Source organism: Bacillus cereus (assembly GCF_025917685.1).
GTDB lineage: Bacteria > Bacillota > Bacilli > Bacillales > Bacillaceae_G > Bacillus_A > Bacillus_A cereus_AT.
Genome location: NZ_CP089518.1, coordinates 1080266 through 1105714 on the forward strand (window position 1 = coordinate 1080266; position 25449 = coordinate 1105714).

A 25449-nucleotide genomic window follows, 5' to 3' on the forward strand; every position below is an offset into this window, starting at 1 on the left:
GGGGGGATTATGGTGAGTATTCAAATTCAAAATGTATCAAAACAATATGGTACATTTCAGGCGCTAACAGACATTCATTTGGATATTCCAAAAGGCGAACTTGTCGCCTTATTAGGCCCGTCAGGTTCTGGGAAAACGACGTTATTACGAATTATTGCCGGATTAGAAGAAGCGGATGGTGGCTCTATATCATTTGATGGGGAAGACTTAACAAGCATTCATGTGAAAAATCGGCAAGTCGGCTTCGTCTTCCAGCATTATGCGCTCTTTAAACATATGAATGTATTTGAAAATGTCGCTTTCGGTTTAAAGGTAAGAAAGAAAAGCTTAAGACCGTCAGCAGAAGTGATAGAAGAAAAGGTAACAGAACTATTGAAACTAGTAAAAATGGATGGTTTCGCCAAACGTTACCCAGCGCAACTATCTGGCGGACAACGACAGCGTATCGCACTAGCGCGGGCACTTGCAGTTGAACCGAAAATTTTATTACTCGATGAGCCGTTCGGTGCACTTGATGCAAAAGTGAGAAAAGAATTACGAAGATGGCTTCGGAAACTACATGACGAATTTCAAATTACGAGCGTATTCGTAACGCATGATCAAGAAGAAGCACTAGACGTTGCAGACCGCATCGTTGTAATGAATGAAGGTCGCATTGAACAAATGGGAACACCGGAAGAAGTATATGAAAACCCAGCAAGTCCGTTCGTTTACGACTTTTTAGGAAATGTAAATTTATTTCACGGCCGCGTCCATAAAGGTAAGCTGAATGTAGGATCAGTGGAACTAGAAGCACCAGAGCATAAGCACGTTTCAAACGTAGACGGAGTAGCTTACGTAAGGCCGCATCACTTATCCATCTCTCGTACGAAACAAAGCGTAGATGCAATTCCTGCAAAAGTATCATACTCTCACGCAGTTGGACCTGTCGTATATGTAGAATTAAAACGAGACGGAACAGATGAGTATTTAGAAGCAGAAATTAGTAAAGAACAGTTTAGACAGCTAAGCATTCAAGCGGGTGATGTTGTATATGTACAGCCGAAAGAAGTGAAGGTGTTTATTCCGGAGGATTTTGTGATTTAAGAGAGCGAAAATTCAATTGAATTAACAGCAATCTATTAATAAGAGAAGGTCTCCTAAAATATCTTTTGGGAGACCTCCTCTTTGGTTATCGTGATAATTTTTTCTCATATGAAATGTACTAGAACAAAAGTGAACATAAGAGCTTTGTTGAATCATGTTCATATCATGTCGTTAGTAGACACGTATATAATGTGTTTTTTTAAGGTTGTTTTCGTAAGCATTGTTGCTATTAAACTATTTTAATTTTGGATATTTTTATCATATGTTTCTGCAACAAACACAAAGTCTACATGCTCTTTATCAATAAAAATACTTGTTTTAGATGGAAGACCTGTTATTTTAGAAACAATATCAACCTCAATAAAGTCAAATCCCACACGATAAGCATCTTCAATGTCAATTCCACCAGTTAGAAAATTTAATCCATCCCCAAATGACTTAAATACCAATACATTTTCTTTCAAACTTTTATTATCCATTTCAATCCATTCCTCGTTAATAAAAGTCTGACATGTCGTGCACTTTGGAACGCACTCGATGTGATGTATCCCCTTATAATTATTGTTATACAAGGCGGATAGTAATGGAGGATTAAATGTAAAGTATACTTATTATATAATTTATAAGGTGGAGGTAAATGTATGAATAAATTAGGGTTTAGAGTTATTCGCGGAGAAGAGGGATATGGTCATTATTTTGGTGGAGAAACTTGGAAAGTTCCTATATGTCCACAATGTAATGAACAAGCGCATCAAATATTTACCTTTGATTTGAATGATTCTAGATTAGAGGAACTTAAGACAGAAGGGTTAAGAGAGTTGCCATTAATCACTTGTTTAAATTGTTCCTTATATGAACATATACAAAATTTTAAAATAAATATAATGGAACGCTCTATACATACCATTACTCAAAGTGAGATGTTTGATTGGAAGTATGAATTAATTGATAAGATACCAGTTCCTTTGCCGAAATATGATATGAAATTAATAACGATGGAAAATTATGATGTCCCTTGTGATGAAGATGAATATGACGAAGCTTTAGATGCTATGGGAAGAGATTATATTTGTAGAATACTTGGAGCGCCTCTATACATAGACGATTCTATAGAGGTAACGTGTCCTTGTTGCTCGAAAAGTATGAACTATGTGGCTATGTTGACTGGAGAGGATTATGGGAACGAAGGGGGACTTACAGGAGGAATAACTTTTCAAATAGGAGAGAGTTTTTTATATTTTTATCTATGTAAAGAATGTCTAATCATACAAACTTTAATGCAGAGCACTTAAGTTTGTTCTGTAGTATTGAAAGTATTATTTTATAGAGAATCAATTGAAATTACGCTTATATGTAAAAGAATTTGAAGTAATTCAATCTCTTTTTTTATTATTGAAATAGCTTCTTAATTATTAATCAAAATATTTCACTATCTGCGGTGTTAAATCAAAATAAAGGAGTTGTAGCAACGTATGAATATGATGATGATGAATTTTAATAGTGTAGATAATTTATTTTCGATACTTTTAAAGTATCCAGTACGTATAATTTTAATATGTATTGGAATCGGCTGGATTTTTAAATGTATCAAACAAGGTTTCTTATTTTCAGCCGCACTTATGTTAACGATACTTACACTACTTTTTATTATTACATTTACAGACATATTAGCGTCTGTTTTAAATAGTATTCCTCTTATAATACAATATAGTGGTGTAGTATTTTTGCTAATACTATCATGTAGTATGTTTGATTATGAAGCTTCTCGTCAGTGAACTACTCACCACTTACTATTCTTATGGGCTATTTGAAGAGGAAGAATAGAAAATGTATATGAAATGTTGTCACTAGATGGAACAACCATTGGTAGGACGACGGAAAAAGAAATAGAAGAGGAAGAATAAGTAGAGTAATAATTAACATTGAGGATAGTAGTAATATGTATCCACCCTATAAAGGAATTTAAGGGAGATTTATAATGTTAGAAACAGTTCATGAAAGACAGGAACGAGAAAATCAGGATATAGAAACGTTAGCGGCTTTGAAACAGGCAGGTTCTACTTTAACGAAAGTACATTACCTAGAACATTATTTTTTATTAGATACTATAGACATCGCAGAGAAAATGGCAGATGTACTACATGTAAAAGGTTATGATATTTATGAACCGTCTGAACAAATTTCAAAAGATGGGTTAATTTACTTTGTATTTATAGTGGGCAAAAGAAATATTAAAAGATGACCCAAATAATGAAGTAGCTAAAAATTATATAAAAGAGAATTTATGAAAAAAGGATGTTCAGTTGAATATTTAAATTCATAATAGAAACGTTCTAAAAAGAAGAGCTGACGTAGGCTCTTCTTTTTTTGGATTATGATCCAATGCACTAACGTTTTAAACGCGACATTGCAAGATGGAAGAAGTAAATCTTGCATATATGGTAGTTTTAGAAACCGTATAAGTGTTAAAGTTGTAGAGAGTGGAAAAGAAATAAAGTCTGTAACAGCAACATGCAGTGATGGGAAGCAGCTTGGATCGATTGTAAAAGTATAAATAAAAAGAAGGTTTCCAGGAGTGATAGGAATTAGATTATTATTGATTCATTGGAGGTCTGTTAGTTATGAAAAAACTAGTATTCAATAAGTGGATGAATTTTTCATATATAGAAGGAGAAATTCTCTGTATTACAAAGGGAAATAAACAAGATATTATAATTTTAGTATTGGAGAAAAAGGTTACAGACACTTATTATTATAAAATTATACACTCTTTGAAATCTGGCGATTTGAAACAATATACTATAGAAAATAATCAATACTTTAACTTCATTCAACCTTTGGGAGAAAATTGGATTTTAGTTAAAGGTTTCGTTGAGAAAAAGGTAGATACGACAGCTACAATTTTTGATAATAAAGGAAACATCATTGCTTCATATTACTTAGGAATTGGAATTAAATATTTTCAAGTTGATGAAGAAGAACGTTTATTGGTTGGGTATAGTGAAGAAGGGATCTTTACTTCTGTAGATGAATTGTTTATTTCAGATGAAGAGTTTGATTCGATAGATTGGGAAAATATATATGATATTAATAAAGTTGAAAAGAGCGGATTAGCTATTTTCTCTAAGAATGGCAATTTAATTACTAATGAATTCAATAATTCAATAAAGAAATCTGTCTGTGATTGTACAGCAATAAATATACAAAAGACAGGTGATATTTTAATGTCTTATTATAATGAGCAAGGAACATATACATTCACACAGATTAATAAAGAACGATGTGAACAAGTTATCCTTTATGAAACAACATTGAATCACACGTCACTATATTTGAAAGTGAAAAATAATATCATCTTTGGTGTAGATAACAATCAAATATATGCATATTCACTTGTAAATAAAAAATTAGCAACTCTGTTAACAGTAGATAGTGAGGGAAATCTTATTCAATTTGAATATATTTTTTCAAAGGATCAAAAGATATACGCTGTTAAAGAGAACAGTCTATTTTGCTGGGAGCAACATGGAGTTTTAGAAGAGGGAGAATAAACGGAATTAGTATAATTTAATGAATTAAATTATATGTTACAGGTCAGGAAAATGCGTATGTTTATACTAGATTTTAGCTTAAAGGATTATATCCTTTTTGAAGATTTAGCGGAGGTATTAGGTTTAGAGGGAAATTATGATGCAATGAAATTCGTAAGGAATCAAGTCAAAGAAGCTGGAATAAAAGGCAGGGTTTGTTTTGATTCAGAGAGCGATTGCCTACTCCTTTTCGTGTAGTATTTCATTTTGTAGTTAATAAAAACAAATAGGAATAGATAAACTTAATATTATTAAATGAGAATAGTAGGATGGAATAGGGATAAATATAACTTTGAGAGAAAAGAAGGTGTATTATGGAGTTTACATTCGAAAAGGTTCAACGTATTGAAGATGCAAATATATATCGTGTTAGTAATGTAACTGATATTTATGAAATAGATTTATTTGATGATTATAATCGCAATGTTGATAATTTAAGTTTACTTGTTCAAGAGAGGATTCATCAGTTTATTGTACATGTAGATAAATCTGAGGAAAAAAATTAAAAAGAAGAAATAGGGTCTAAAAACATTTCCTACACAGTTTTTGATTCGGGAAGAAGGAACATTTTCTTTGTTTTTGATTCTATACCAAGGACAGAAGTATCATATATAATCAAGTATTTTTATGGTGTAAGTATAGAAAATACTTTTGCTATTATCAGTTTAGGAAATAGTGTTGGTATTAAACTAGAGAAAATAAATCAAAGTAAATTGATGAAGTGTTTCATGGGAGAATGTTTTGTACCACAAATCGAATTGGTTCCATCATCGGCGTGTGCATTTATTCAATATGATGGTGCGCTTTTAACGATTGCTAGTAATAATTTCGATATTTATGCAACATGAAAATAATAAGAGGTAATTAAATGTTTTTTTAGCGCAAGGAGATACTAGAGGATAGTTTCGAAGCTATTAAGTTGATATATGTAGGAGGTGTAAATAATGGAATGTTTTCATATAGGAGAGCGGGATGATAATTTCATCAAGGTTGTTATAACTGAATTTTCAAGTGAAGGAGATAGTTATTTTGGAGGAGCTTATTTCAAAGGAGAATGCGAACTAGGCTGTACTGGTTTTAAAGTGAAAACGACATCATTTTATTTTGACAATAATGATATATATCACTTTTACAAAGATCTCCAAAAAATATATACAGTGGGATCTGGAATAGTACATTTTAAATCAGAATCAAATGAGTTATCTTTAACTTGTCACTTGGACATTGATGCATCTTTTAAAATTTCAGTTAGATTTAAAGAGCTTGAAGGAGATAGTACGCTAAGTTGTTATATATATGAATCCTATGAATATATACCTAGTATTAAAAGTCAGCTTACTTCATTTTTAAATACTTTTAAATTCAATGGGGATGAATGGAAGTAAACTTTGAGGGTTCTATATAAAAAGTTGAATACTGAATCAGCTATTTCATGTGAGGATATTTAATATGAATTATATATGTTTAATCTGTGGTTTTGATGATTGTGATCAAGGCTATACGTTTGTTGCGTAGAGAGAAAAATGGTCGGAAAAAGGCGCGGTTTGGCATAACAACGCCGAAAAACCAACTGAGTGGTCATTAGAAAAACAACTAAAAAACATTGAGTGATTTTGTGGAATAACGAGTTAAAGAGAAAATTAATTGAAAATACGTTTATATAAGAAAAGAGTTTGAAGCAGTTCAAACTCTTTTTTATAATTATGTAGCGTAGTAGCTTTATATGTATTTTATAAACAATTCGGTATAATGTTGATAACAAATTAATGGTAGTTTAAGATACATGGCAATGTTACATATTAGTATGGTGTGAATGCAAAACGATTGGTGAATTATTCTAGGGAAAATAGAAACGCACATTAAAAATCTAAAACAAACCTTATGGTCGGGTATAATGCTTGAAAAAGAATAACTCAAAAAGGACGAAAAAACAAAGGGAAAAAGCATTTGAAAATTCAACGACAGCGAAATTTATGAAGATTTCGAATGCAGTGGGAAGACGTTAATGAAGGGAGACTAAAAATGCTTATAGAAATTTTAGAATTTGCTTCTATCTTGGCTTTAGAAGTTGTATTAATATTAACTGTTATGTTTCAGGATACATTCTTTATGAATATAAAGGAACAATATATTGAAACACGTATTGCGGCATTTATTTTTTGTATCCGTATGTTGTTCGGGACATGGGTAATATTTGTTACGGAAACTACTATAATCGCTGTCTCAAAAGTGACTGCAATTCAATTAATTATTTTATTTCTTATTTGGGCATTCTCGAAGTATGTACAAAAAAATAGTGAAAATTGGTGGATTACTATAATTGCTTTTGTTATTTATGGTGTTGGTACTTACATGTATATTCAGTTTGCTTTTAGAGGTTATTAATATATCACCAGAAAAGTTAGTGGTCAGAAAGATTCATTTGTTACATGTGTGTATGAAGGAAGAGCGAATATAGGCTCTTCTTTCTTATTAATATTAAGGAAGTTTGATGCTTATGTTTTATGTTTTATGTTTAGAATAAATGAGAGGTTTTTGATATATATGAAAGATATTGTATGTAAAGAATTAATAAGTTTTAAGTCTATTGTTGAAGCCTATCAATTTAGAAAAATGAATGTGGACTATAAACAAAATGTAATTTTATTAGTACAAGACAATCAGGATCGCCCTTGTATTATTTATTTAGATAAAAATAATGGGAATATAAGTCATATTAATTTAAACGTAGATATTGATGTGGAATCTGTGATGTGTATGCAGCGAATCGGAGAGAGATGGTTATTTATATTTAATTATGAAGATGAGAATGCGGTTATTTATAATCCGGATGGAAGTGAATATGTTAAGTTTTATGCCGGAGAAGGGATTCAAGATTGCCAGGCTGATGTGAATGAAGATATTTGGGTTAGTTATTGTGATGAAGGGGTTTTCGGAGAGTGCCCAATTGGAGTAAATGGTATAGTTGCTTTTGATTCTACAGGCCAATTGATTTTTGATAGCTATGATCAATATGTAGAAAAATATAATATACCTTATATAGATGATTGTTATGCAATTAATGTGTTAAATGGAGACGTCTGGCTCTATTATTATTCAGAATTTCCTTTAGTTCAAATGAAAGATAAAAAATTTCATATGTCGTGGAATGAAATAAATGTAATTAGGGAAATATGGTCGGAAAGTTTTGCGGTTGCTCAAGATAAAGTAGTATTCATTACTCAAGATAAAAAGTTGGTTGTTTATGATTTAAATAATAACCATGTGTACGATAGTAGCCCTTGTAATGAACGAGGAGAACCAATTCAATTTGTTAATTATTATAGCCGTGGGTCTGTTATGTATTTTCAGACGGATGATACGCTGTATTATGTTGATGCATGTAATATGTGAGGTGATAAATGTGAACGAACGCTTAAAGAGAATAGCAATGTTAAGAGAAAAAGTAGAGGGAAAAGCTGCTAGAGAAAAGTTTTTGATGTTATGTCCGTCCATAAAAAATTTCGAAGTTGTTAGTGGAGACAAAATAGCTTCAGTAGTAGAGTTCTTAATTCATGAGACACCTAATCCTGTCAAAGTTATGAGTGAATCAAATGCGGAACAAATTATCGATGAAATAAAAGAATTTGAACGTGAATTAACTAGTTTATTGTCTAAGAAGATTATTGTATGGTATGCACATGAAAACTGGGACTTTGGTGTGCAATTAAAATTAGAAGATTTCATGTTGTATACAAAAGAAATACTACATTTTATTGGATATGATGATCCGCAAAGGGGATTAATTCATTCTAGTCTTATTGTAGTAGATGAGTCTATGAGAAGTGCATTTTCTTTTCTAAAGAATGAGTATAATGTTGAGGTAGTGCTGTGGAAAGAAAGTTAAACTGTAGGAATTTATTATTATGAAATTTTCTTTAGCTGAAAGTTGAGGAATGGAGTATTTAAAAATATAGAAGGAGTAATGATATGGACATTTACGAGTTAGCTAATGATGTAGATTCAAAAGAAAAGCTAGTAGAATTCTTGTTTTATCTTCAAAAAGATTTCAAAGAAAATCGAGAAGATTGGGAGAACATAACGTTAGAAGATTACTTAGAATCAATGGAAGCATAGCTGAGTGATTGTGATGGTGCCTTTCAAAATAAAGGTGAAGAGATGTCTAAAAATATATCATGGAATTTCATAGCGACGCTATTACTAGCTGGATCTTATTATGAGTAATGAAAATTTTCAAAATGGGGTTTTTATATGATTAAATTGATTAAGCAAGAAAAGGATAAAGTGTTGTACTGGGAAGTATGGGAAGAAGATGAGAAAACTTTAATAGTGCATTGTGGCTGTGTTGGTGATACAGGGGAAATGTATGAAATAGAACTTTATCCATTCCAACGTGTTGAAAAAGAAATGAAAGAGTTAGCAGATGAACACTTGGCGGATGGTTATAAGGAACTCGATGAGGAAGAACTGATAGAATTTGTTTTGCAATATGATTATAAAGAAAATCAGTTGGAAGAGGCGCTGGAAAAGCGACACCAAGTTCAAGAGATGATGGATGAAGCATTAGGCTGGTCTGGAAATGGACATTGTGATGGTGGAGATATTGGTAGCGGGACAATTAACATATTTACTTTCGTAATTGACGTTGATAAAGCGTTGCAAACGACTCTAGATGAATTAGAAAATCAGCAATTATTAGATGGTGTGAAGATTGCCTATGTGAACGATGTGGAAGATTATATACAGGTTTATCCTAGTGAAGGGGTATTTAATTTATTATAAAAAGACTAAAGGTATGCCCCTTAGCCTTGTGTTTAATCAGTACTTCTCAGCTTTATATTCATTTGGAAACTATTTGAGTTCATTCCACTGCACTGTTTTTATTACCTGCCAATTCTATAGGTACAGAGATGTAGGGTGCAGTATATAATTGTTTCGCCATATACCTCCTAAGGTGTTTGTAACAAGGTAATGGGTTATTTTTCATTGTGATATTCTTCTAAAGTGATACCTTTCTCGTATATTTCTGTTGCAATGTCACCTACGTATCGAATATGCCATGGTTCATATGAATAGCCTGTAATGTGCTCTTTTCCTTTTAAATAACGTATAATAAATCCAGCACGATGAGCATTGTTTTTCAGCCATTTTCCTTCAGTAGTATTCGCGAATTGCGTTTCTAGTGTATTATTGACACTATTCGCAGATACATCCATCGTTAACCCCGTTTGATGTTCGCTATGACCTGGCCTTGCAGAAACTTTATCAGCTTGGACTTGACCTTGTTTCTCTACATTTCGTCTATAAACAGTTTGTTGATATTCTTCAGAACGAAATCCGGATATAGCATGTAATACGATTCCATCTTGTTTCGCTAAGGTAAATAATTTTTCCAAGGCGATAGCAGCTTCACTTCGTAAATGACTTTTTTCTTGAATCCCATCAAATGCAAATGTAACTTTAGGTACAACTAAATCGTCAGGTCTATAATTACTTGGAAGTTTCCTATTTTTGTTAACTACTACATCGACACTATTGGGGGATCCAATAGTTACAGATCCATCATTATTTTGTATATCGTCCTTGCCTTTAGCGATGTCAGTTATACTAGGGAAAAAAATATATATGCATAGGAAGAGAAGAACAGCTCCCCCTACTAAGCGGCCTATTAATTTTCTAATCATTTTATTTACTCCTTATAGCAAATCCATTTTAAAATTTACGTTTCTATATAATTTCGTATTAGCTATTTATTATAATTTAAAGATTAATGCTGCCAATTCAAAAAAGTCGAGCTAATTTTATTAAATCCATATGAAAATAATTTTTTTGTTTCTATAAATCTCTTAGTATCTTCGTTAGTTCCCGCAACAACAGAAATCAGCCTGTTTTCACCTTGTTTTGCTGTGCCTGTAAAACAGTATCCTGCTTCATCTGTAAATCCAGTTTTCAAACCATCAATTCCTTGAAAATACAATTCATCATTAGATGTATCGAGCATCTTATTTGTAGTTATTATAGTTGAACCATTATACGATAATGTATAGTTTGTTAGCTTGGTTATATCTAAAACTTCGGGATATGTTTTTAACAAATGTTGCGCGAGCGTTGCGACATCTAAAACAGTCATTTTTGACTCTTTATTTTGAGCATTTGGTAGTCCTGTAGCATTAACAAAATGAGTCGCATTAGATAAATTTAATTGCTTTGCTTTCATATTCATAAGCTTTGTAAAATTCTCTTCACTTTTAGAAATATGCTCAGCTAAAGCAACAGCAGCATTATTGGCTGATGATATTACCATCGCATGAAATAAATCTCTAACAGTTAAACGATTACCAACTCGTATATTGATCTTAGCTCCAATACTATTTACAGCATTTGGACCAATTCTGACGGGATCGCTCCATTTTAATGTACCGTTATGAATTTTTTCTAGTACAATATACTCGGTCATCATCTTTGACATACTTGCTGGAGCAAGGGGCACATTTTCATTCTTACCATAAACAACTTTTCCTGATTGTGCATCCATTAATATAGCAGCGTTAGCTTCTATAACGGGTTCTTTTGTAAAAGCTAAATAAGTATATAAGGTCACAAAAATAGCAATAAATACTATAAGCATGTTCCTACTTCTCTTTGCTATTTTCATTTTCAATTCTCCTTCATCATTGTTACTAGCAAAGTGTATGTTTCAGGTTTTGTTGCAAAGTTTCCGAAGACATAAAGAGCTGAGGAATATTGCAACAGAATCTGATTTTTATTATTACATTGCAATAGTAAATAAACTATCTAATAACCTTACGTAAAGGTGACAATCTTGTAAGGTTTCATAAGTAGAAAATGAATGTAACAAAAGGATCCTATTAATTTAGACCTCTAATTGTTAAATGCAAATCTAACAATTAGAGGTTTTTACTGTGATGAACAAGGTGCTTAATATTTACGTTTAACGTGCATAACAAGTTATAATAGAAGAAATCAATAAGGAGGCTGGCTGTGAAGAATCTTCGTTATTTCAATATATTTACTATGTTACTTGTATACACACTACTTATGTTTTACATAGGCTGGAACGGATGGGTTTGGCTTCATGCGGTATTTGGCTGGGAATCTTGGGGATATTACGCTTTCGTAGTTGGATTTATTTCATATGCGTATATTCTCGTGCAAGTGTTTAAGTTTTTGCCATTTCTGCGAACGATTGGTTCGATTTGGTTTGCGGTCATACAATATGCGCTTATGTTGTTGCCACTGGCTGATATTACAGTTTTCCTTTTTCAATTTGGGGTGGAGAAAGAAACAGCAATTATTTGGACAGGGGCGGCTGTGATAGCTGCATTTATCTTTATCTTTGCGTATGGAGTATTTAATGCGTATAGTCCAGTAGTAAGAAAATACGAAGTGCACATACCGAAAAAGGTAGAGGGGCGTAAAAATTTACGCATTGCGATGGCTTCTGATATGCATTTCGGTAAATTGTCTGGTGTTGCTCATTTGAAGAGACTTGTCCGTCATGTAAATGAAATGGAGCCCGATATTATTTTACTGCCTGGTGATATTATCGATGATCATCCAGGTGTGTTCATTCAGAAAAATATGGGACCAATCATGAAACAGATGAAAGCTCCATTAGGCGTATATGGTGTGTTAGGAAACCATGAATATTACGGCCGAGCTGTTCCTGAGTTTTTACAAGAGATGGATAAGATTGATATTCGTATTCTTTTAGATGAAGTCATTACAATTGAAGATGATTTTTATCTCGTCGGAAGAAGGGATAAAACAGAGCGTGATCGTCAAAGTTTTGAAAATCTAATGAGTACGGTAGATAAATCGCTTCCTGTTATCGCAATGGATCACCAACCATTTGAATTAAAACAAGCAGCGGACGCCGGCGTTGATTTATTATTATCCGGTCACACGCATCGCGGACAAATGGCGCCGAACCATATTGTGACGAGAAGAATGTACGAACTAGACTGGGGATACGCACAAAAAGGTGCATTCCACGCAATTGTTTCTTCTGGATTTGGATTCTGGGGACCACCGCTTAGACTGGGAAGTAGATCTGAGATTGTGCAGGTGGAAGTTACGTTTGAATAGGGGTATATAAAAGGGATTATACATGATTAATATGTATAGTCCCTTTTATTTTTTATTTCACAATCGTACTCTTTACTTGAATAAAATCTTAATTATTTGTTGTGGAGGTGTATTAATTAATTCATGGACAATAATAATTACCTACACCTTGTATGTAATGACTGAACTAACAGAAGTGATATTAATTCGTTAGATAAAAAAGAGTTTGTGCAATACTAGTTGTATAGATAGTGTTAAATATTGTAAAATAAAATGGTACTAAAAAAACTAAATTGGTACCAAGGGTTTAGGGGGCGGATTATGAAACAAAGAATATTAACAGAAACAATTCATCAAATTCAAACGAAGGGGTTTACATTTACAATTAATGACTTAGCAAAACAATTAGCTGTGAGTAAGAGGACGATCTATGAGCACTTCTCTTCAAAAAATGAGATCGTAGATGAAGTTATTCGTAATGTAATAGAAAGCATTCAAGAAAAGGAAAAAAATATCGCTGAAGAGGATACGTTACAAACAGTTGAAAAAATAAGAAGCATCTTAATTTGTATTCCACAACAATTCAAATTCATGGATGCACGTTTATTAGTAGAACTAAAAAAACATCATTATAATCAATGGGTGAAATTAGATCAGTTTTTACGTGAAGGATGGTCTACTGTAATTCGCTTAATAGAAGAGGGAATGAGAGAAGGGAGTATTAGAGAAATTCAAGTTCCATTTTTTATTGAAGTATATTTAGGAGCACTGAATCGCATATATGATCCTATGTTTATTGAAAAGGGTGATTATACATTGGGGAGTATGCTGGAATCCATTATGGACATGTTGCTGTATGGAATTTCTAATTCAAAATAGAAGGTGGGAGAATAATGCAGTGGATTTATTTATGCTTAGCAATTTTATTTGAAGTAGCGGGTACAACTGCGATGAAACTATCTGATGGATTAACAAAACTTGTCCCAAGTATTCTTATTTTTGTATTTTATGTAGTAAGTTTTTCATTTCTGTCATTTGCATTGAAGGGGATGGAGATGTCCGTTGCGTATGCGGTTTGGTCAGGCATGGGAATTGTAACAATTACAATAATTGGCTTTTTTTATTTTGGAGAAAGTATCAATGTAATTAAGATGCTAGCAATTTTTTTTATTTTAATTGGAGTCGTGATTTTAAATTTTAATAGTACGACACATGAAGAGAAGAACAAAGAAATGGTGGAGGAACGAGTACATTGAACCGTTTAAAATATTTTTTCCTGATTACTGATATTGGGTTTGTTATATATTGGTTCATAACAATTTTTCATATGATTCCACAAGAATATTTGTTTAAAAATTATCAAAATCCTATTTTAGTGGCATGGAATTGGTCTTTTCTACCTTTAGATTTATTAATCTCGTTGACGGGATTTTTAAGTTTGTATTTGTATTCTAAACAAAAGCATATTTGGAGCCATGTTGCGTTCTTATCACTAATTTTAACTTTTTGTTCAGGATTACAAGCTCTCGCATTTTGGACAATCCGTTTAGATTTCGATATTTCTTGGTGGATTCCTAATTTATATTTATTAGTTTATCCATGCTTCTTTTTAAAAGGTATTTGGAGAGAAATGTATGAGACTAACCTGAGATAAAAGAATGCAAGAGGTATAATCGGAGCGGAGGAAGAAAGTGAACTTACAATAGGGACTCGCCACATCGCCATCAAGTTAAGAAATACATTGTTTCCCAAAACAAAAAACGAACTGAATTCCCATGGACAACTATGAAGAGATAAAATTTTCTTTTTGGGATACTTTAATATCTTAGCTTGATAGAAATGGAAGTCCTCATATTTTTTCAATAAAAAAAGCTCACACAGGGAGCACTCAATAAAAATAAATGAATTAAAACAAATAACAGCCATGTATGATATACAACACTAAATGTGTTATATCTATATATTTATAATTTATAATTTTTATTGGTGCTAATTTCATAAAAGAGGTACGATTATAAGAATCGTCTGAGATAAAGGGGGATTATAAGTGGTTATAACAGATGTAATATACGGAGAATGTGAAGTGGATCCAGTGTTAGAAGAGTTAATTTTAAGTAAGTCTGTGCAAAGACTAAAAGGTATTCATCAAAACGGCGCAAGCTACTTAATAAATGAGAAGTGGAATGTAACACGCTTTGATCATTCAGTTGGTGCTATGTTGTTAATTAAAAAGCTTGGTGGTTCAGTAGAAGAACAAATTGCTGGTTTACTACATGACGTATCGCATACTGCTTTTTCTCATGTGATTGATTATGTTTTTGATAACGAAAATGAAAGTTATCATGAAGAAATATTTAGTTCTGTCGTGAAAAACTCGGAAATCCCGGCGATTCTTTCAAAATATGGTTATAACTATGAAGATATTTTGTTAGATGATTCGAAGTGGACATTACTTGAAAGATCTGCGCCAGAATTATGTGCAGACCGAGTGGATTATACATTGAGAGATATGTATACATATGGATATATTTCTTTAGAAGAGGCTCAAGATTTTTTAGATGATTTAGTCGAAGTTAATGGAAAAATGGTTCTTCAAAATATTGAAATTGCAGAATGGTTTACGAAGACGTATTACAAAGAAGTAATTGATTTCTTTATGAAACCAATGAATATTTACGGAAATGAAATGCTAGCTAAAACGTTAAAATTAGCCTTGCATAAAAAGGTTATTCATGCAGATGATTTTCTTCTCGAAGATGATGAGCTTATAGTGAAATTGCAGCTATGTAAAGATACAGAAGTACGTGCTGTATTAAGCAAAGTTCATCCGAATGTAAAAGTAGAAGAAGATAGAGATGATTATGATTTACATCAGAAAAATAAAGTACGTCTTATTGATCCTCTATTACTTCGTGCAGGTGAGGTTATTCAATCGTCTGTTGTGTCAGAAAATATAAGACAGATGAGTGATATCGCTTATGAAAAAGCGGTGAGAGGGATGTATGTGAAAGTGATTGCGAGTTAAAAAAGAAGTAGCGCATCATTTCTAATGCGTTACTTCTTTTTATTAATTATCAAACCAATTCCAAATCTCAATATCTCCAAGAGTCGCATAACGTACGTGCGGGGAGTTTTGTAGTTTTAATAACTCTTTCGACGGACCGGTAATGACAATGCCATATACTTTTACGCCGTTATCTTTTACATACTGATAGCGCTTATCTAGGTTCAGCTCTTTTTCATGAGTTCGAGTAGTTTTACTTACAGTTTCTTTATGTTCAGAAAGAATACGCATCATTTCTATTACTTCATCTTCTTTTGTCTTTGGTCGTTTTGCTTCATTATTAGGGAGATTTATATGCTCTCGAAATCCGATAACCTCTCTGCCATGCAAGATAAAATCTTCTTCATTTATTCTTTCTTGTCCTGTGTCTAAAGCGTACCATACAGGGGTTGGCGGCATTTCTTGTGCTTCAAATACGCTATATAGAATTGATTCTATTTCTTGTAAAGTATAAGCTCTGTCAAAGGATATCGCTACTTCTGCAACAGTTCCCTCATGTACTTTTGCAAGTGTATCCCACACTTTTTTAGATGGTTCTTTCAAATAATCACCTTGCTTGATTTTTGGATGAACAAAGGAAAGTTTGTTTGAATAAGATCTGTTTTCCCAGGATGGATTTGAGACAGTTACAGACGACAAGAAACTACGCGTTGTTACTGTGCCGATTGGAATTTCTTTTTTGCCGACCGTTTTATATAAATCGATTTCATTTTCTGTACGGAAAAAGGGTTTAATCTTTGTGCTGCCTCCAGCGGAACGACTATTTGGCATTGTTGCTTCTAGTGCGAGTGCTGGAATTTCATCTACTTCGACTAACTTTTTCATATTATAGAAGTAAAAAGAAGATGAAAAATGACCGACAAAATAGATTGCTATACAAACAGCAAGAACAAAACTAACGGTTTGCCAACGTTGTTTCCACTTTATTTTCCAAAATGGGACATTAAGATTTTGTGGTGGTAGTCTTTTCTTGATCGGCTCACTCTTCGTAAGCAATTCATCCAAATATACTTCACATTCCTCACAAGTCTCTATATGGCTTTCTAATTCTTCTTGTTCATCACGTGTGAGTGTTCCTTTTTCGTATTTTTCCCACAGTTTTTTAAACTCTGCACACCCCATCTGTATCACTCCTTTATGCTTTTCGTTTCTTTTCGTCCTCGGTGTAATTCAATTTTTACTTTTGCTAACGAGAGACCAGTCATTTCTGCTATTTCCTTATACGAGAATCCGTAGTAATCTCGTAGTAGCAGGATATTTCGTCTTTGGAGCGGAAGAGAAGATAAACTGTCTAACCAACTAGCAATCTCATGTTTTACGAAATAAGAGTGTTCTGTACTTGGCACGTTTGGTAAATGGAATTCTTCAATTTGCGTTGTTTTATACTTCTTTTCTTTTCGGTACCAATCGATAAAGGCGTTGTAGGCAATTGTAAATAACCACGGCCTAATTTCTTCTCCTTTATAATAATCAATATGGACGAGCATTCGGTAAAACGTTTCTTGCATGTGATCTTCCGCATAGTGGGAATCTCCGGTTAGGGAGAGAAGATAGCGAAATAAATCTTGCATATGCTCTGAGTAAATTTCTTCTAATGATTGTTTGCGTTTCACTACATTTCCCTCCCTTCATACATAACAACGAAATACATATAAAAAAGTTACAATTTTTATGGAATTATAGTAAAAAACGTCAAGAATTGGATAGGATTCTCTTTTATCATAATACATATAAGGCGGGTGAACAGAGATGGAAAGCTATGAAACACAAATTCAAAGGTCCATTGATTATATTGAGGAAGATGTAATGGAAAAACAAACGCTGCGTAATTTAGCACGTGTTGCAGGTTTTTCTGAGTCGCATTTTCATCGTGTATTCCAGGCGTTAGTAGGCGATACAGTAATGGAGTATGTTCGAAAGAGGAGGTTAGCCCAGGCAGCTTATCAACTTTCTCATACGGATGAAAAAGTTATTGATATCGCATTTGAGCATGGCTTTCAATCTCACGAAACGTTCACGAGAGCCTTTAAAAAATTATTTCAAATGACACCAAGTGAATATCGAAAACAAGAAATTGAAACACCAATGTATTATAGAGTGAATGTAAAACAAAGAAAATTAAATCCATATTTAGGGGGCATACAAATGGAATATCGTATTGTAAATAAACCAGAATTTTTAATGGCGGGTTATGAGTTGAAGACGACAAGTAAAGAAGGAAAAAACCATCAAGAGATTCCAGCATTTTGGCAAGAATATTTACAAAAAGATCTTGGAACGACGATTCCGAATCGTAAAGATACGAGCCAATGGGTAGAACTTGGATTATGTACTGATTTTAATTTAGAAACAGGGGACTTCACTTATATTATCGGAATGGAAGTTACAGACTTTGAAAATGTACCAAATGCAGTTGCAAAGCGTACATTCCCAGCTGCGACATATGCAGTATTTACAACGCCGAAAGTTCCTCATGAAGAAATGGTATCGTCTATTCATCAAACGTGGAATGCAGTATTCTCAGAATGGTTCCCGCACTCAGGATATGAACATTGCGGAGTTACAGAATTTGAGCTATACGATGAGCGTTCCCATGCAGATAAAAGTGAGTTTGCTCAAGTTGAGCTTTGGATACCAGTGAAGAAGAAATAATAAGAGGAAAAGTGAACCACTCAGTGGTTCGCTTTTTTATCATATAGGTTGCCACATTTGACGATTTTTGTCGGTAAATCGATATATCTTGAAAATCGCTGATATAATTTGAGTTGCGCCGATGTAATTTCATGTACCGTAGAACTAATAAGAAAAACTACTTCATAATTTCATTCACCGAAAAAATCCCTCAAAAAAAAGACGCCCTACAGCGTCTTTCCTATGAACTAAACGGAAACACAATTATAATCGTCGTTCCTTTTCCAAGTTCACTATCAATGGAGATCGTTCCGTTATGGGCATGAACGAGCTGTTTTGTAATGGCGAGGCCAAGTCCAGTTCCGATGTTGCTTTCTTCTGTATTTGTTCCTCTGTAATATCTTTCGAATAGAAGCTCTTTCGTTTTATCATCCATTCCTTTTCCGTTATCTGAAATAGAAAGTGTAAAGAAGTTAGCATTTTGCGAAAGTTTTACGATTACGTTTGTCGTTTCATTATTATGTTTAACAGCGTTTGCTAATAAGTTTTCGATAATACGCTGGAACCATTTTTCTTCAATAAAATATTGGATTTTGCTTGAACTTGGCACAAATTCAATGTTTTGATTTTGTAGTGTCGGGTTATTAATAAATTGTAATAGTACTTTTTGGACGAACTGATTAATTTCAACATTTACGTGTTGCGCAGGAAGAGTATTATTTTTTAATTGATATGTTAAGCTTAAGTCGTCAATTAATGTAGTCATATATTGAGATTTTTCTTTCATTACATGGCCAAATTGTTGAATGTCTTGATCAGTCCAATTATATTGCTTAGATTCTAGTAATAATGCATAGCCGTATATAGAGCTAAGCGGTGTTTTTAAATCATGCGTTAGGCCGGTAATCCACTCTTCGCGTGTTTGTTGCAGTACTTTTCTCATTGCATCGTTCTTTTTCAAAGTAATAGAAAGGTGCTCTAGTGAGTTTGTAACATCTTTAAATATACGGAACGACCATTTTTCTTTACCGGAGCGCCGGAACCGAACAGGCTTGCCTTTTTTACTAACAGGTTCTTCATATTTTCCTCCGGCTATGTTTTTAAGCCAGCGCATCGTGTGTAATAAAGGCTTTCCAAACTTATTTCCATACCAAATTGAAAGAATGACTAAATAAACAAACACAATAAGGAGGATTAAGCTGCATCCGATTAGAAGTTTCTTAGTAAATACATCATCTAATTCATCATCTGGATAATAATGAGCGTTTGGGGCGGATACAACGATGAGATGACCGCTATTTGAATCGTAAAAACTAGATATATTTTCTTTATAATTCCACGGTTCTTTTTCATTAAGAGCCGTTTTTATAGCCGAAAATGTTTTTTTCTTCCCAGTTGGATAGGAAAAAACTTCTTCGCTATTGTTATTAAATATTTGCAGTGTTGCTTTTTCTTTAGAAAGTAATTGTTTTTCTTGTTCAGTTAGTGCAAATTCATTTAATGATAAAGAAGGATGCCCTTGTTGTATCGTTTTTAGTAAAGCATTACTTTTTAGTTTGGCACCGTAAATAACGATCACTGGTTTCTTTTCTAATTTAATTTCCCAATAGTTAAATTTATAAATACTGTTGTTGCTATTCTGTAAATACGTAAGTAAGGATGTCTTTGTGTAAGAGGTAGGAACATCGTTAGGCGTATTAAAGTTGTAAAGGACCTTTCCATCTTCATCTACAATTTGAAGCCAATCACTCTTTTCTGTTATTAAATCTTTTACCTCAGATTTTAAAGTAATGTTATTGTCTTCAGAAGAAATATATTCGGAGATTGTAAAGGTATCATAATCAGAAATATTAGGTTCATATAAAGTACTATTAAGAAGAAAAATTAAATAAGAAAAAGAAGCAACTACTGCGATAAGTAACGTAACTAAGACAAAAACGTGTTGTAAAATAAACTGGATTATAAGTCGCTTATTAAAATTCATATCTGTAACCTACTTTGTAATGAACTTATAGCCAAGTCCACGAACTGTTTTTATGTATTCTGGTTTACTTGGATCTTGTTCAATTTTTTCACGTAGTTTTCGAATGTGAACCATAACAGTATTATCATCTCCATTATAGGCAGGAGCTCCCCAAACTTTTTCATATAATTCTTCCTTCGAAAATACGTAGTTCGGATTCTCACAAAAGAAGAGTAGTAATTGAAAGAGCTGAGCGGAACATTCGACAACGTTTCCATCTACTGTTAGTTCCGCAGAATGTTGATCAATTTCAAATCTCCCAAATGAAATGGAGTGCGTATTTTGTTCTTGTACGCTTTGCTTCATATGTCTTCGAAGTTGTGCTTTCATACGAGCGACTACTTCAAGTGGATTAAATGGCTTCGTAATATAATCATCCGCACCGTATGAAAATCCAGATACTTTATCTAAATCAGAAGTTTTCGCTGTTAGAAAGAAGATCGGACAATCTGTCTTTTGGCGAATGATCGGACAAATGTCAAAACCGGACTGTCCAGGAAGCATCACATCTAAAATGATTAAATCGTAATTGTTTTGTTCAATGAGAGATAAGGCCAGTTCCGCAGATGTTGCAGTTGTAATATGAGAAAAACCTTCTTTTTTAAGAATGGTAGTTAGTAATTGTAAAATTGCTGTTTCATCATCAACAAGTAAAATATTTGCGTGATACATATATATGAATCCCTCCTAATTTCCTCGAATATCATATCATCTTTTTGTAACTTATGGAATTTTTAAGGAAATTTTAAGGTTTTCTTTCACAAAAAATTAAGATTCAAATGATATGATAAAAGTAACATAGGGAGGAGATGAATGTGAATCCGTTTCAAACGATGCGAGCTAGATATTTTTTAATTGTATTTGCATTATTAATTTTAGTAGCACGAAGTAGTAATGAAGTGCTAGAAAATACATTTCATATACAGAATTCATCTTTAATAAATATTCTTATATTTTATATCCTTCCAATAATATGGCTGTTTTACAGATATAGAAAGCATTGTGTTTCATTTTCATTATTTATTAATAGAAACGAAACATTTAATCTAGTGCAAGTTTTGTATATCGCAATTATGCTATGTATTTTTAGTTACGGCTATCTTATTTTGTATATGTATAGCTTTGCATGGATTACACCAGATTTTATTATGAATGCCTTGCATGAACCGATTATAGATAGTACCGGGGGATATGTATATCAAGTTATTATGGTTGTATTTATCGCGCCTATTGTCGGAGAGTTTGTTTTTCGAGGCTTTTTACTACAGCGTTTTGCAGCGAAATGGGGTACTAGTATAGCGGTGGTCGTTGTAGCACTTTTATTTGCGTGCTTACATGTTGATTTCCTCGGTGCAGTTGTGTTTAGCATCGTACTATCAATTGTATATATTCGTACGAAAAGCTTACTCATGCCAATTGCCATTCATATGTTAAACAATGCGTTTGTAATCGGCGCTTCTTTTCTAATAAATAAAGAAGAGATAATGAGTTTTGCAGATTTCTCAAATTATACGACGTTCTTTCCAGGACTTATTATTTTTATAACGGGATTAAACTTAGTACTCATCTTTTTATTTGTTAATCGCAAATATTGGAATAAAGAAATGCCAGCTATATATGTAGAGCAGGAAAAGAGTTTTGCAGACGTAGTGGGGGATAAGTAAGATGAAGAAAACGTTTGAAAAAATATTGAAGGACATTATAGAGTCTACGTCTCTTACAGATATGTGTGATAAAAGCGTTTGTCATTGGTTACAACCTGTAGTAGATACGATTGTGTTTCCAGAGTATTACTTATTTTCTAGTACTCATTTAAAAGAAAATATTATTTCTCTTCTTATTGTATTAGGGATTTTAATAATATTTGGTCTTATTGTAGAAGCAATGATGAAGCGTATCTTCAGAAAAAATGAAGAGAAGTATGCGTGGGTTCATAAAGTATTCGAGAAAGTAATGGGGGCTTTCCTTTTGTTTTATGGCATGAAAACAATCATTTACTTTATAGCTATGAAACATCATTAATTCGAAATTTGAAAGGGATGTATAAAATTATATGAATGAAACAATATCGTCAAATAAGTTTTTTTATTTGATTGTACTGAGTTTAGTATTGATTACGACAGTAAATGTTGTTCTTCGCTGGGAGGAAGCTTACTTTTTTATGTATTTAGCGCTCCATTTATTAGGGATTTTATGCATAACGGGCGGAGTAGTTGCTGAGAAAAAGCATGAAGAAAGTATTAATTATATGTGTGTGATTGGTCTTATTTTACTTTTAACTGTACAAGGTATTATGAAATATAGTTCTTTTTCTTTGCAAGATTTTAATTTGTTAATAGATGTGCTCCCGTAAGGAATAGTATGATATGTAAAAGCGGCTTGTTTGTAAGTACATGTCTTATACTAGATTATGAGCCGAAGAAAATAGGTGAAACTCTTCTTGTAATAGAAGAGTTTTTTTATGTAGATTGAACGAGTTAGAACAATTCTCACGATTAGCTTGTTCTAATTTTGAAAGTACGAACTTACAATAATAATAGACAGGCAGCATAGAGGAGGGAATAACGTGAAGAAAGTTATTGGGTGGTCGCTTTTTTTGTACGTTGGGTTTGCGTTATTTATATATTGGTATTTATTTGGATGGAATCATGAACTCATTCCGGACATGTATAAAGGAACGAGTGCAGATCCAGAAACTTTTATGAATGCGAAAGAGCTTATGTTAAGCCAAGATTATTCGCGTATGAAAAATTTACTGTACTTTTTAGCGACGCCTCTTGAATGGATTATTTTATTATTTGTACTTGTGCTCGGTATTTCAAAAAAGTTTGAGAAATGGTCGAAGGAAACGACTAAAATAAGTGTCTTACAAGTTGCGATTTATTTCTTTTATTTATCATTACTTACAACGGTACTAGCATTACCGATGCAATGGATCGGCCGTAAAGTATCCGTTAATTACGGTATTTCAACGCAAAGTACACAAAGCTGGATTAAAGATCACGTCATCGATTTTTGGGTGAATTATGCGACTATGTTCCTCATTGTTACGGTTTTATTATGGCTCATCCGTAAATTCCCGAAGAGATGGTGGCTAGCAGGATGGGCACTCTCTGTTCCGTTTACGATTTTTTTAACGTTTGTGCAACCTGTTATTATTGATCCACTTTATAACGATTTCTCGACGCTGAAAAATAAAGAGTTAGAAACGAAAATTTTAGCGATGGCAGACAAAGCTGACATTCCTGCTAAACACGTATATGAAGTAAATATGTCGAAAAAAACGAATTCGTTAAATGCATATGTAACAGGAATTGGTCTTAACTCGCGTATTGTAATGTGGGATACAACGCTTAAGCAATTAAAAGATAAAGAGATTTTATTTATAATGGCCCATGAAATGGGACATTATGTTATGAAACATATATATTGGGGCGTTGCTAGTTATGTCTTGTTATCGTTTGTAGGTATGTATTTAATTAGTCGTATTTTAAATATGTGTATTCGAAAATGGGGAGATACGCTGCAAATTTCAAAAGTGGCATGTTTCTCAATTTTACCTTTGTTTTTCTTAATTTCCTCTTTACTATCTTTTGCATCACAACCAGCAACAAACTATGTTTCACGTATAGAAGAACGTGCGGCAGATCAATATGCTTTAGATATGACGAAAGATGGGAAATCAGGTGTGAGAACTTTTCAATATTTATCAAAAACAAGTTTAAGCCAAGTAAACCCGCCTGCGTTAGTGAAGTTTTTCTTATACACACATCCACCAATTTTCGAAAGAATTCATACGTTTGAACAATATGAAAAACAGAAGAAGCAGTAGGATACTGCTTCTTTTTATTGTGGAGTATTCGAATTTTGTATAATATATAGAATATTCAGTGAAATATTTAGGAGGTTAATATTTTGTTTCATTCAAAATCAATGCCAGCTATAAAAATGATTCTTTCGATGTCTATTTTTGGATCGATTGGATTCTTTTCTGTGCAAACTGGTTTACCGTCTTTTGAATTAGTATTTGTTCGTTGTATTTGTGCGACTTTATTTTTAGCATTATGTTGGTTAGTAACAGGGCAATACAAAAGTGAGAAATGGAACAAAAAAGAGACTATACAAATATTAGCTTGTGGTGTATTTCTCGTTTTTAACTGGGTATTTTTATTTAAAGCGTTTGAAGTCATGTCGATTACAATTGCGATTTCTGTGTATCATCTTGCGCCGATCATCGTATTAATGATTGGTAGTATTTTATTTAAAGAGAGATTAACAGCATTTGCGGTGCTGTCCATTGTCATATGTTTCATCGGCACAGTTTTAATAGCTGGAGTAGATGGCAATGTGTCGCTTGAGAAATTAATGTCATCTGGAATGGTGTGGGCGCTTCTTGCAGCTTTATTTTATGCATTTACAACGTTGCTCGGAAAAGGAATTAAGCATACGAGTGCATATGCGATGACATTTTTACAAACGTTTTTAGGTATATTTTTATTGCTACCATTCGTAGACTTCGGGAAGTTTCAAGGATTAACAGAGATGAACTGGATGATGATCACAGCGACAGGACTTATACATACGGGATTTGTATATTACTTATTTTTTGACAGTTTAAGAAATTTATCGACGAGATTAATTTCGGTATTAGTGTTTTTAGATCCTGCGGTTGCAATACTATTAGATACAGTCTTTACCGGATTTAGACCGACTAGTATGCAAGTAGTGGGGATTATCCTTATATTTGTAGGAATGGCATTTACTTTCTGGAAGCCGAGGGATGAAAGAGTGAAAGTGTACTCAGAAGCATAATATTTACCGGGATTAAAAGTAGCTACGTCATTAATGTTAATAGGTGGAATGTTTTTTAGTGCAAATGGACAATATTTGCACTTTTTTTGTCTGAAAAATGAAGTTTTTATAAGCAAAGGATTTAATGAAAATCTTATAGAATATGTTAATGTACA

General features: G+C 33.0%; 27 protein-coding genes and 3 pseudogenes. 23 read left to right on the forward strand and 7 right to left on the reverse strand.

Going from position 1 to position 25449, the window contains the following annotated elements; genetic code table 11:
• Window positions 1-12 precede the first annotated feature (12 nt).
• Window positions 13-1086, forward strand: coding sequence for a sulfate/molybdate ABC transporter ATP-binding protein (locus tag LUS72_RS05525; protein WP_097829962.1), 1074 nt, complete (start codon window positions 13-15; stop codon window positions 1084-1086).
• Window positions 1087-1325: 239 nt separating this feature from the next.
• On the opposite strand, the pseudogene LUS72_RS05530 reads toward LUS72_RS05525, so the two are convergent.
• Window positions 1326-1649 (reverse strand): annotated as a pseudogene (locus LUS72_RS05530) (hypothetical protein); the annotation flags it as partial.
• Between the two features lie 78 nt (window positions 1650-1727).
• On the opposite strand from LUS72_RS05530, the gene LUS72_RS05535 reads away from it, so the two are divergent.
• The 11 genes and pseudogenes from LUS72_RS05535 (at window position 1728) to LUS72_RS05585 (ending at window position 9458) form a co-directional block, all read left to right on the forward strand.
• The gene (locus LUS72_RS05535) at window positions 1728-2378 is read left to right on the forward strand and encodes a hypothetical protein (protein WP_097829963.1); all 651 of its coding nucleotides are present in this window, start codon (window positions 1728-1730) and stop codon (window positions 2376-2378) included.
• A gap of 686 nt (window positions 2379-3064) precedes the next feature.
• The gene (locus tag LUS72_RS05540) at window positions 3065-3328 is read left to right on the forward strand and encodes a ribonuclease E inhibitor RraB (RefSeq protein ID WP_264448678.1); all 264 of its coding nucleotides are present in this window, start codon (window positions 3065-3067) and stop codon (window positions 3326-3328) included.
• A 132-nt stretch (window positions 3329-3460) separates the two neighbouring features.
• Window positions 3461-3640 (forward strand): Wall associated protein, encoded by a 180-nt coding sequence (locus LUS72_RS05545; RefSeq protein WP_264448679.1) that lies wholly within the window; start codon window positions 3461-3463, stop codon window positions 3638-3640.
• Window positions 3641-3707: 67 nt separating this feature from the next.
• Complete coding sequence (locus LUS72_RS05550) at window positions 3708-4637, forward strand: hypothetical protein (RefSeq protein ID WP_264448680.1); 930 nt, start codon at window positions 3708-3710, stop codon at window positions 4635-4637.
• Window positions 4638-4990: 353 nt separating this feature from the next.
• Window positions 4991-5524: pseudogene (locus tag LUS72_RS05555) on the forward strand (hypothetical protein).
• Window positions 5525-5620: 96 nt separating this feature from the next.
• On the forward strand, window positions 5621-6061 hold the full coding sequence (locus LUS72_RS05560) for a WapI family immunity protein (RefSeq protein ID WP_264448681.1): 441 nt from the start codon (window positions 5621-5623) through the stop codon (window positions 6059-6061).
• Window positions 6062-6698: 637 nt separating this feature from the next.
• Entirely contained in the window at window positions 6699-7061 is a 363-nt protein-coding gene (locus LUS72_RS05565) for a hypothetical protein (RefSeq protein ID WP_141533307.1), read from the forward strand.
• Window positions 7062-7220: 159 nt separating this feature from the next.
• Window positions 7221-8069: a hypothetical protein gene (locus tag LUS72_RS05570; protein WP_264448682.1), complete on the forward strand. Its 849-nt coding sequence runs from the start codon at window positions 7221-7223 to the stop codon at window positions 8067-8069.
• 10 nt (window positions 8070-8079) lie between these two features.
• Window positions 8080-8562 carry a YxiF family protein gene (locus LUS72_RS05575; RefSeq protein WP_264448683.1) on the forward strand — a complete coding sequence of 161 codons (483 nt, stop codon included), beginning with the start codon at window positions 8080-8082 and terminating at the stop codon, window positions 8560-8562.
• A gap of 83 nt (window positions 8563-8645) precedes the next feature.
• Window positions 8646-8900, forward strand: a pseudogene (locus LUS72_RS05580) (DUF7660 family protein).
• Window positions 8901-8927: 27 nt separating this feature from the next.
• Window positions 8928-9458, forward strand: a complete 531-nt coding sequence (locus LUS72_RS05585; RefSeq protein WP_264448684.1) for a hypothetical protein — start codon at window positions 8928-8930, stop codon at window positions 9456-9458.
• Window positions 9459-9652: 194 nt separating this feature from the next.
• On the opposite strand, the gene LUS72_RS05590 is transcribed toward LUS72_RS05585, so the two are convergent.
• Both LUS72_RS05590 and LUS72_RS05595 read right to left on the reverse strand, forming a co-directional pair.
• Window positions 9653-10360: a M15 family metallopeptidase gene (locus LUS72_RS05590; RefSeq protein WP_264448685.1), complete on the reverse strand. Its 708-nt coding sequence runs from the start codon at window positions 10358-10360 to the stop codon at window positions 9653-9655.
• A gap of 83 nt (window positions 10361-10443) precedes the next feature.
• On the reverse strand, window positions 10444-11331 hold the full coding sequence (locus LUS72_RS05595) for a D-alanyl-D-alanine carboxypeptidase family protein (RefSeq protein WP_264448686.1): 888 nt from the start codon (window positions 11329-11331) through the stop codon (window positions 10444-10446).
• Between the two features lie 347 nt (window positions 11332-11678).
• Here LUS72_RS05595 and LUS72_RS05600 point away from each other — a divergent pair, with 347 nt between their 5' ends.
• The 5 genes from LUS72_RS05600 (at window position 11679) to LUS72_RS05620 (ending at window position 15789) form a co-directional block, all read left to right on the forward strand.
• Window positions 11679-12785 (forward strand): metallophosphoesterase, encoded by a 1107-nt coding sequence (locus LUS72_RS05600; RefSeq protein ID WP_264448687.1) that lies wholly within the window; start codon window positions 11679-11681, stop codon window positions 12783-12785.
• Window positions 12786-13085: 300 nt separating this feature from the next.
• On the forward strand, window positions 13086-13643 hold the full coding sequence (locus LUS72_RS05605; protein ID WP_264448688.1) for a TetR/AcrR family transcriptional regulator: 558 nt from the start codon (window positions 13086-13088) through the stop codon (window positions 13641-13643).
• Window positions 13644-13657: 14 nt separating this feature from the next.
• Window positions 13658-14020 carry a DMT family transporter gene (locus tag LUS72_RS05610; RefSeq protein WP_264448689.1) on the forward strand — a complete coding sequence of 121 codons (363 nt, stop codon included), beginning with the start codon at window positions 13658-13660 and terminating at the stop codon, window positions 14018-14020.
• Window positions 14017-14418 carry a YvaD family protein gene (locus LUS72_RS05615; protein WP_264448690.1) on the forward strand — a complete coding sequence of 134 codons (402 nt, stop codon included), beginning with the start codon at window positions 14017-14019 and terminating at the stop codon, window positions 14416-14418. Before LUS72_RS05610 ends, LUS72_RS05615 begins: the two co-directional genes overlap by 4 nt.
• Window positions 14419-14811: 393 nt before the next feature.
• On the forward strand, window positions 14812-15789 hold the full coding sequence (locus LUS72_RS05620; protein ID WP_264448691.1) for an HD domain-containing protein: 978 nt from the start codon (window positions 14812-14814) through the stop codon (window positions 15787-15789).
• Between the two features lie 42 nt (window positions 15790-15831).
• Here LUS72_RS05620 and LUS72_RS05625 read toward each other — a convergent pair whose 3' ends face one another.
• Window positions 15832-16950, reverse strand: a complete 1119-nt coding sequence (locus LUS72_RS05625) for an anti-sigma factor (RefSeq protein ID WP_097829976.1) — start codon at window positions 16948-16950, stop codon at window positions 15832-15834.
• Window positions 16951-16955: 5 nt separating this feature from the next.
• Window positions 16956-17441, reverse strand: a complete 486-nt coding sequence (locus LUS72_RS05630) for an RNA polymerase sigma factor (RefSeq protein ID WP_264448692.1) — start codon at window positions 17439-17441, stop codon at window positions 16956-16958.
• A gap of 136 nt (window positions 17442-17577) precedes the next feature.
• Between LUS72_RS05630 and LUS72_RS05635 the strand changes: the two genes are divergently transcribed.
• The gene (locus LUS72_RS05635; RefSeq protein ID WP_264448693.1) at window positions 17578-18480 is read left to right on the forward strand and encodes an AraC family transcriptional regulator; all 903 of its coding nucleotides are present in this window, start codon (window positions 17578-17580) and stop codon (window positions 18478-18480) included.
• Window positions 18481-18700: 220 nt separating this feature from the next.
• On the opposite strand, the gene LUS72_RS05640 is transcribed toward LUS72_RS05635, so the two are convergent.
• Window positions 18701-20443 (reverse strand): ATP-binding response regulator, encoded by a 1743-nt coding sequence (locus LUS72_RS05640; protein WP_097829979.1) that lies wholly within the window; start codon window positions 20441-20443, stop codon window positions 18701-18703.
• A 9-nt stretch (window positions 20444-20452) separates the two neighbouring features.
• Window positions 20453-21154: a response regulator transcription factor gene (locus tag LUS72_RS05645; protein WP_097829980.1), complete on the reverse strand. Its 702-nt coding sequence runs from the start codon at window positions 21152-21154 to the stop codon at window positions 20453-20455.
• 137 nt (window positions 21155-21291) lie between these two features.
• On the opposite strand from LUS72_RS05645, the gene LUS72_RS05650 reads away from it, so the two are divergent.
• The 5 genes from LUS72_RS05650 to LUS72_RS05670 all read left to right on the forward strand — a co-directional run bounded on the left by LUS72_RS05650 (window position 21292) and on the right by LUS72_RS05670 (window position 25294).
• On the forward strand, window positions 21292-22146 hold the full coding sequence (locus tag LUS72_RS05650) for a CPBP family intramembrane glutamic endopeptidase (RefSeq protein ID WP_097829981.1): 855 nt from the start codon (window positions 21292-21294) through the stop codon (window positions 22144-22146).
• A 1-nt stretch (window position 22147) separates the two neighbouring features.
• Entirely contained in the window at window positions 22148-22504 is a 357-nt protein-coding gene (locus LUS72_RS05655; RefSeq protein WP_264448694.1) for a hypothetical protein, read from the forward strand.
• A 31-nt stretch (window positions 22505-22535) separates the two neighbouring features.
• Window positions 22536-22835, forward strand: a complete 300-nt coding sequence (locus LUS72_RS05660) for a hypothetical protein (protein WP_097829982.1) — start codon at window positions 22536-22538, stop codon at window positions 22833-22835.
• Window positions 22836-23048: 213 nt separating this feature from the next.
• Window positions 23049-24314 (forward strand): M48 family metallopeptidase, encoded by a 1266-nt coding sequence (locus LUS72_RS05665; protein WP_097829983.1) that lies wholly within the window; start codon window positions 23049-23051, stop codon window positions 24312-24314.
• Between the two features lie 83 nt (window positions 24315-24397).
• Entirely contained in the window at window positions 24398-25294 is an 897-nt protein-coding gene (locus LUS72_RS05670; protein WP_264448695.1) for a DMT family transporter, read from the forward strand.
• Window positions 25295-25449: the final 155 nt, after the last annotated feature.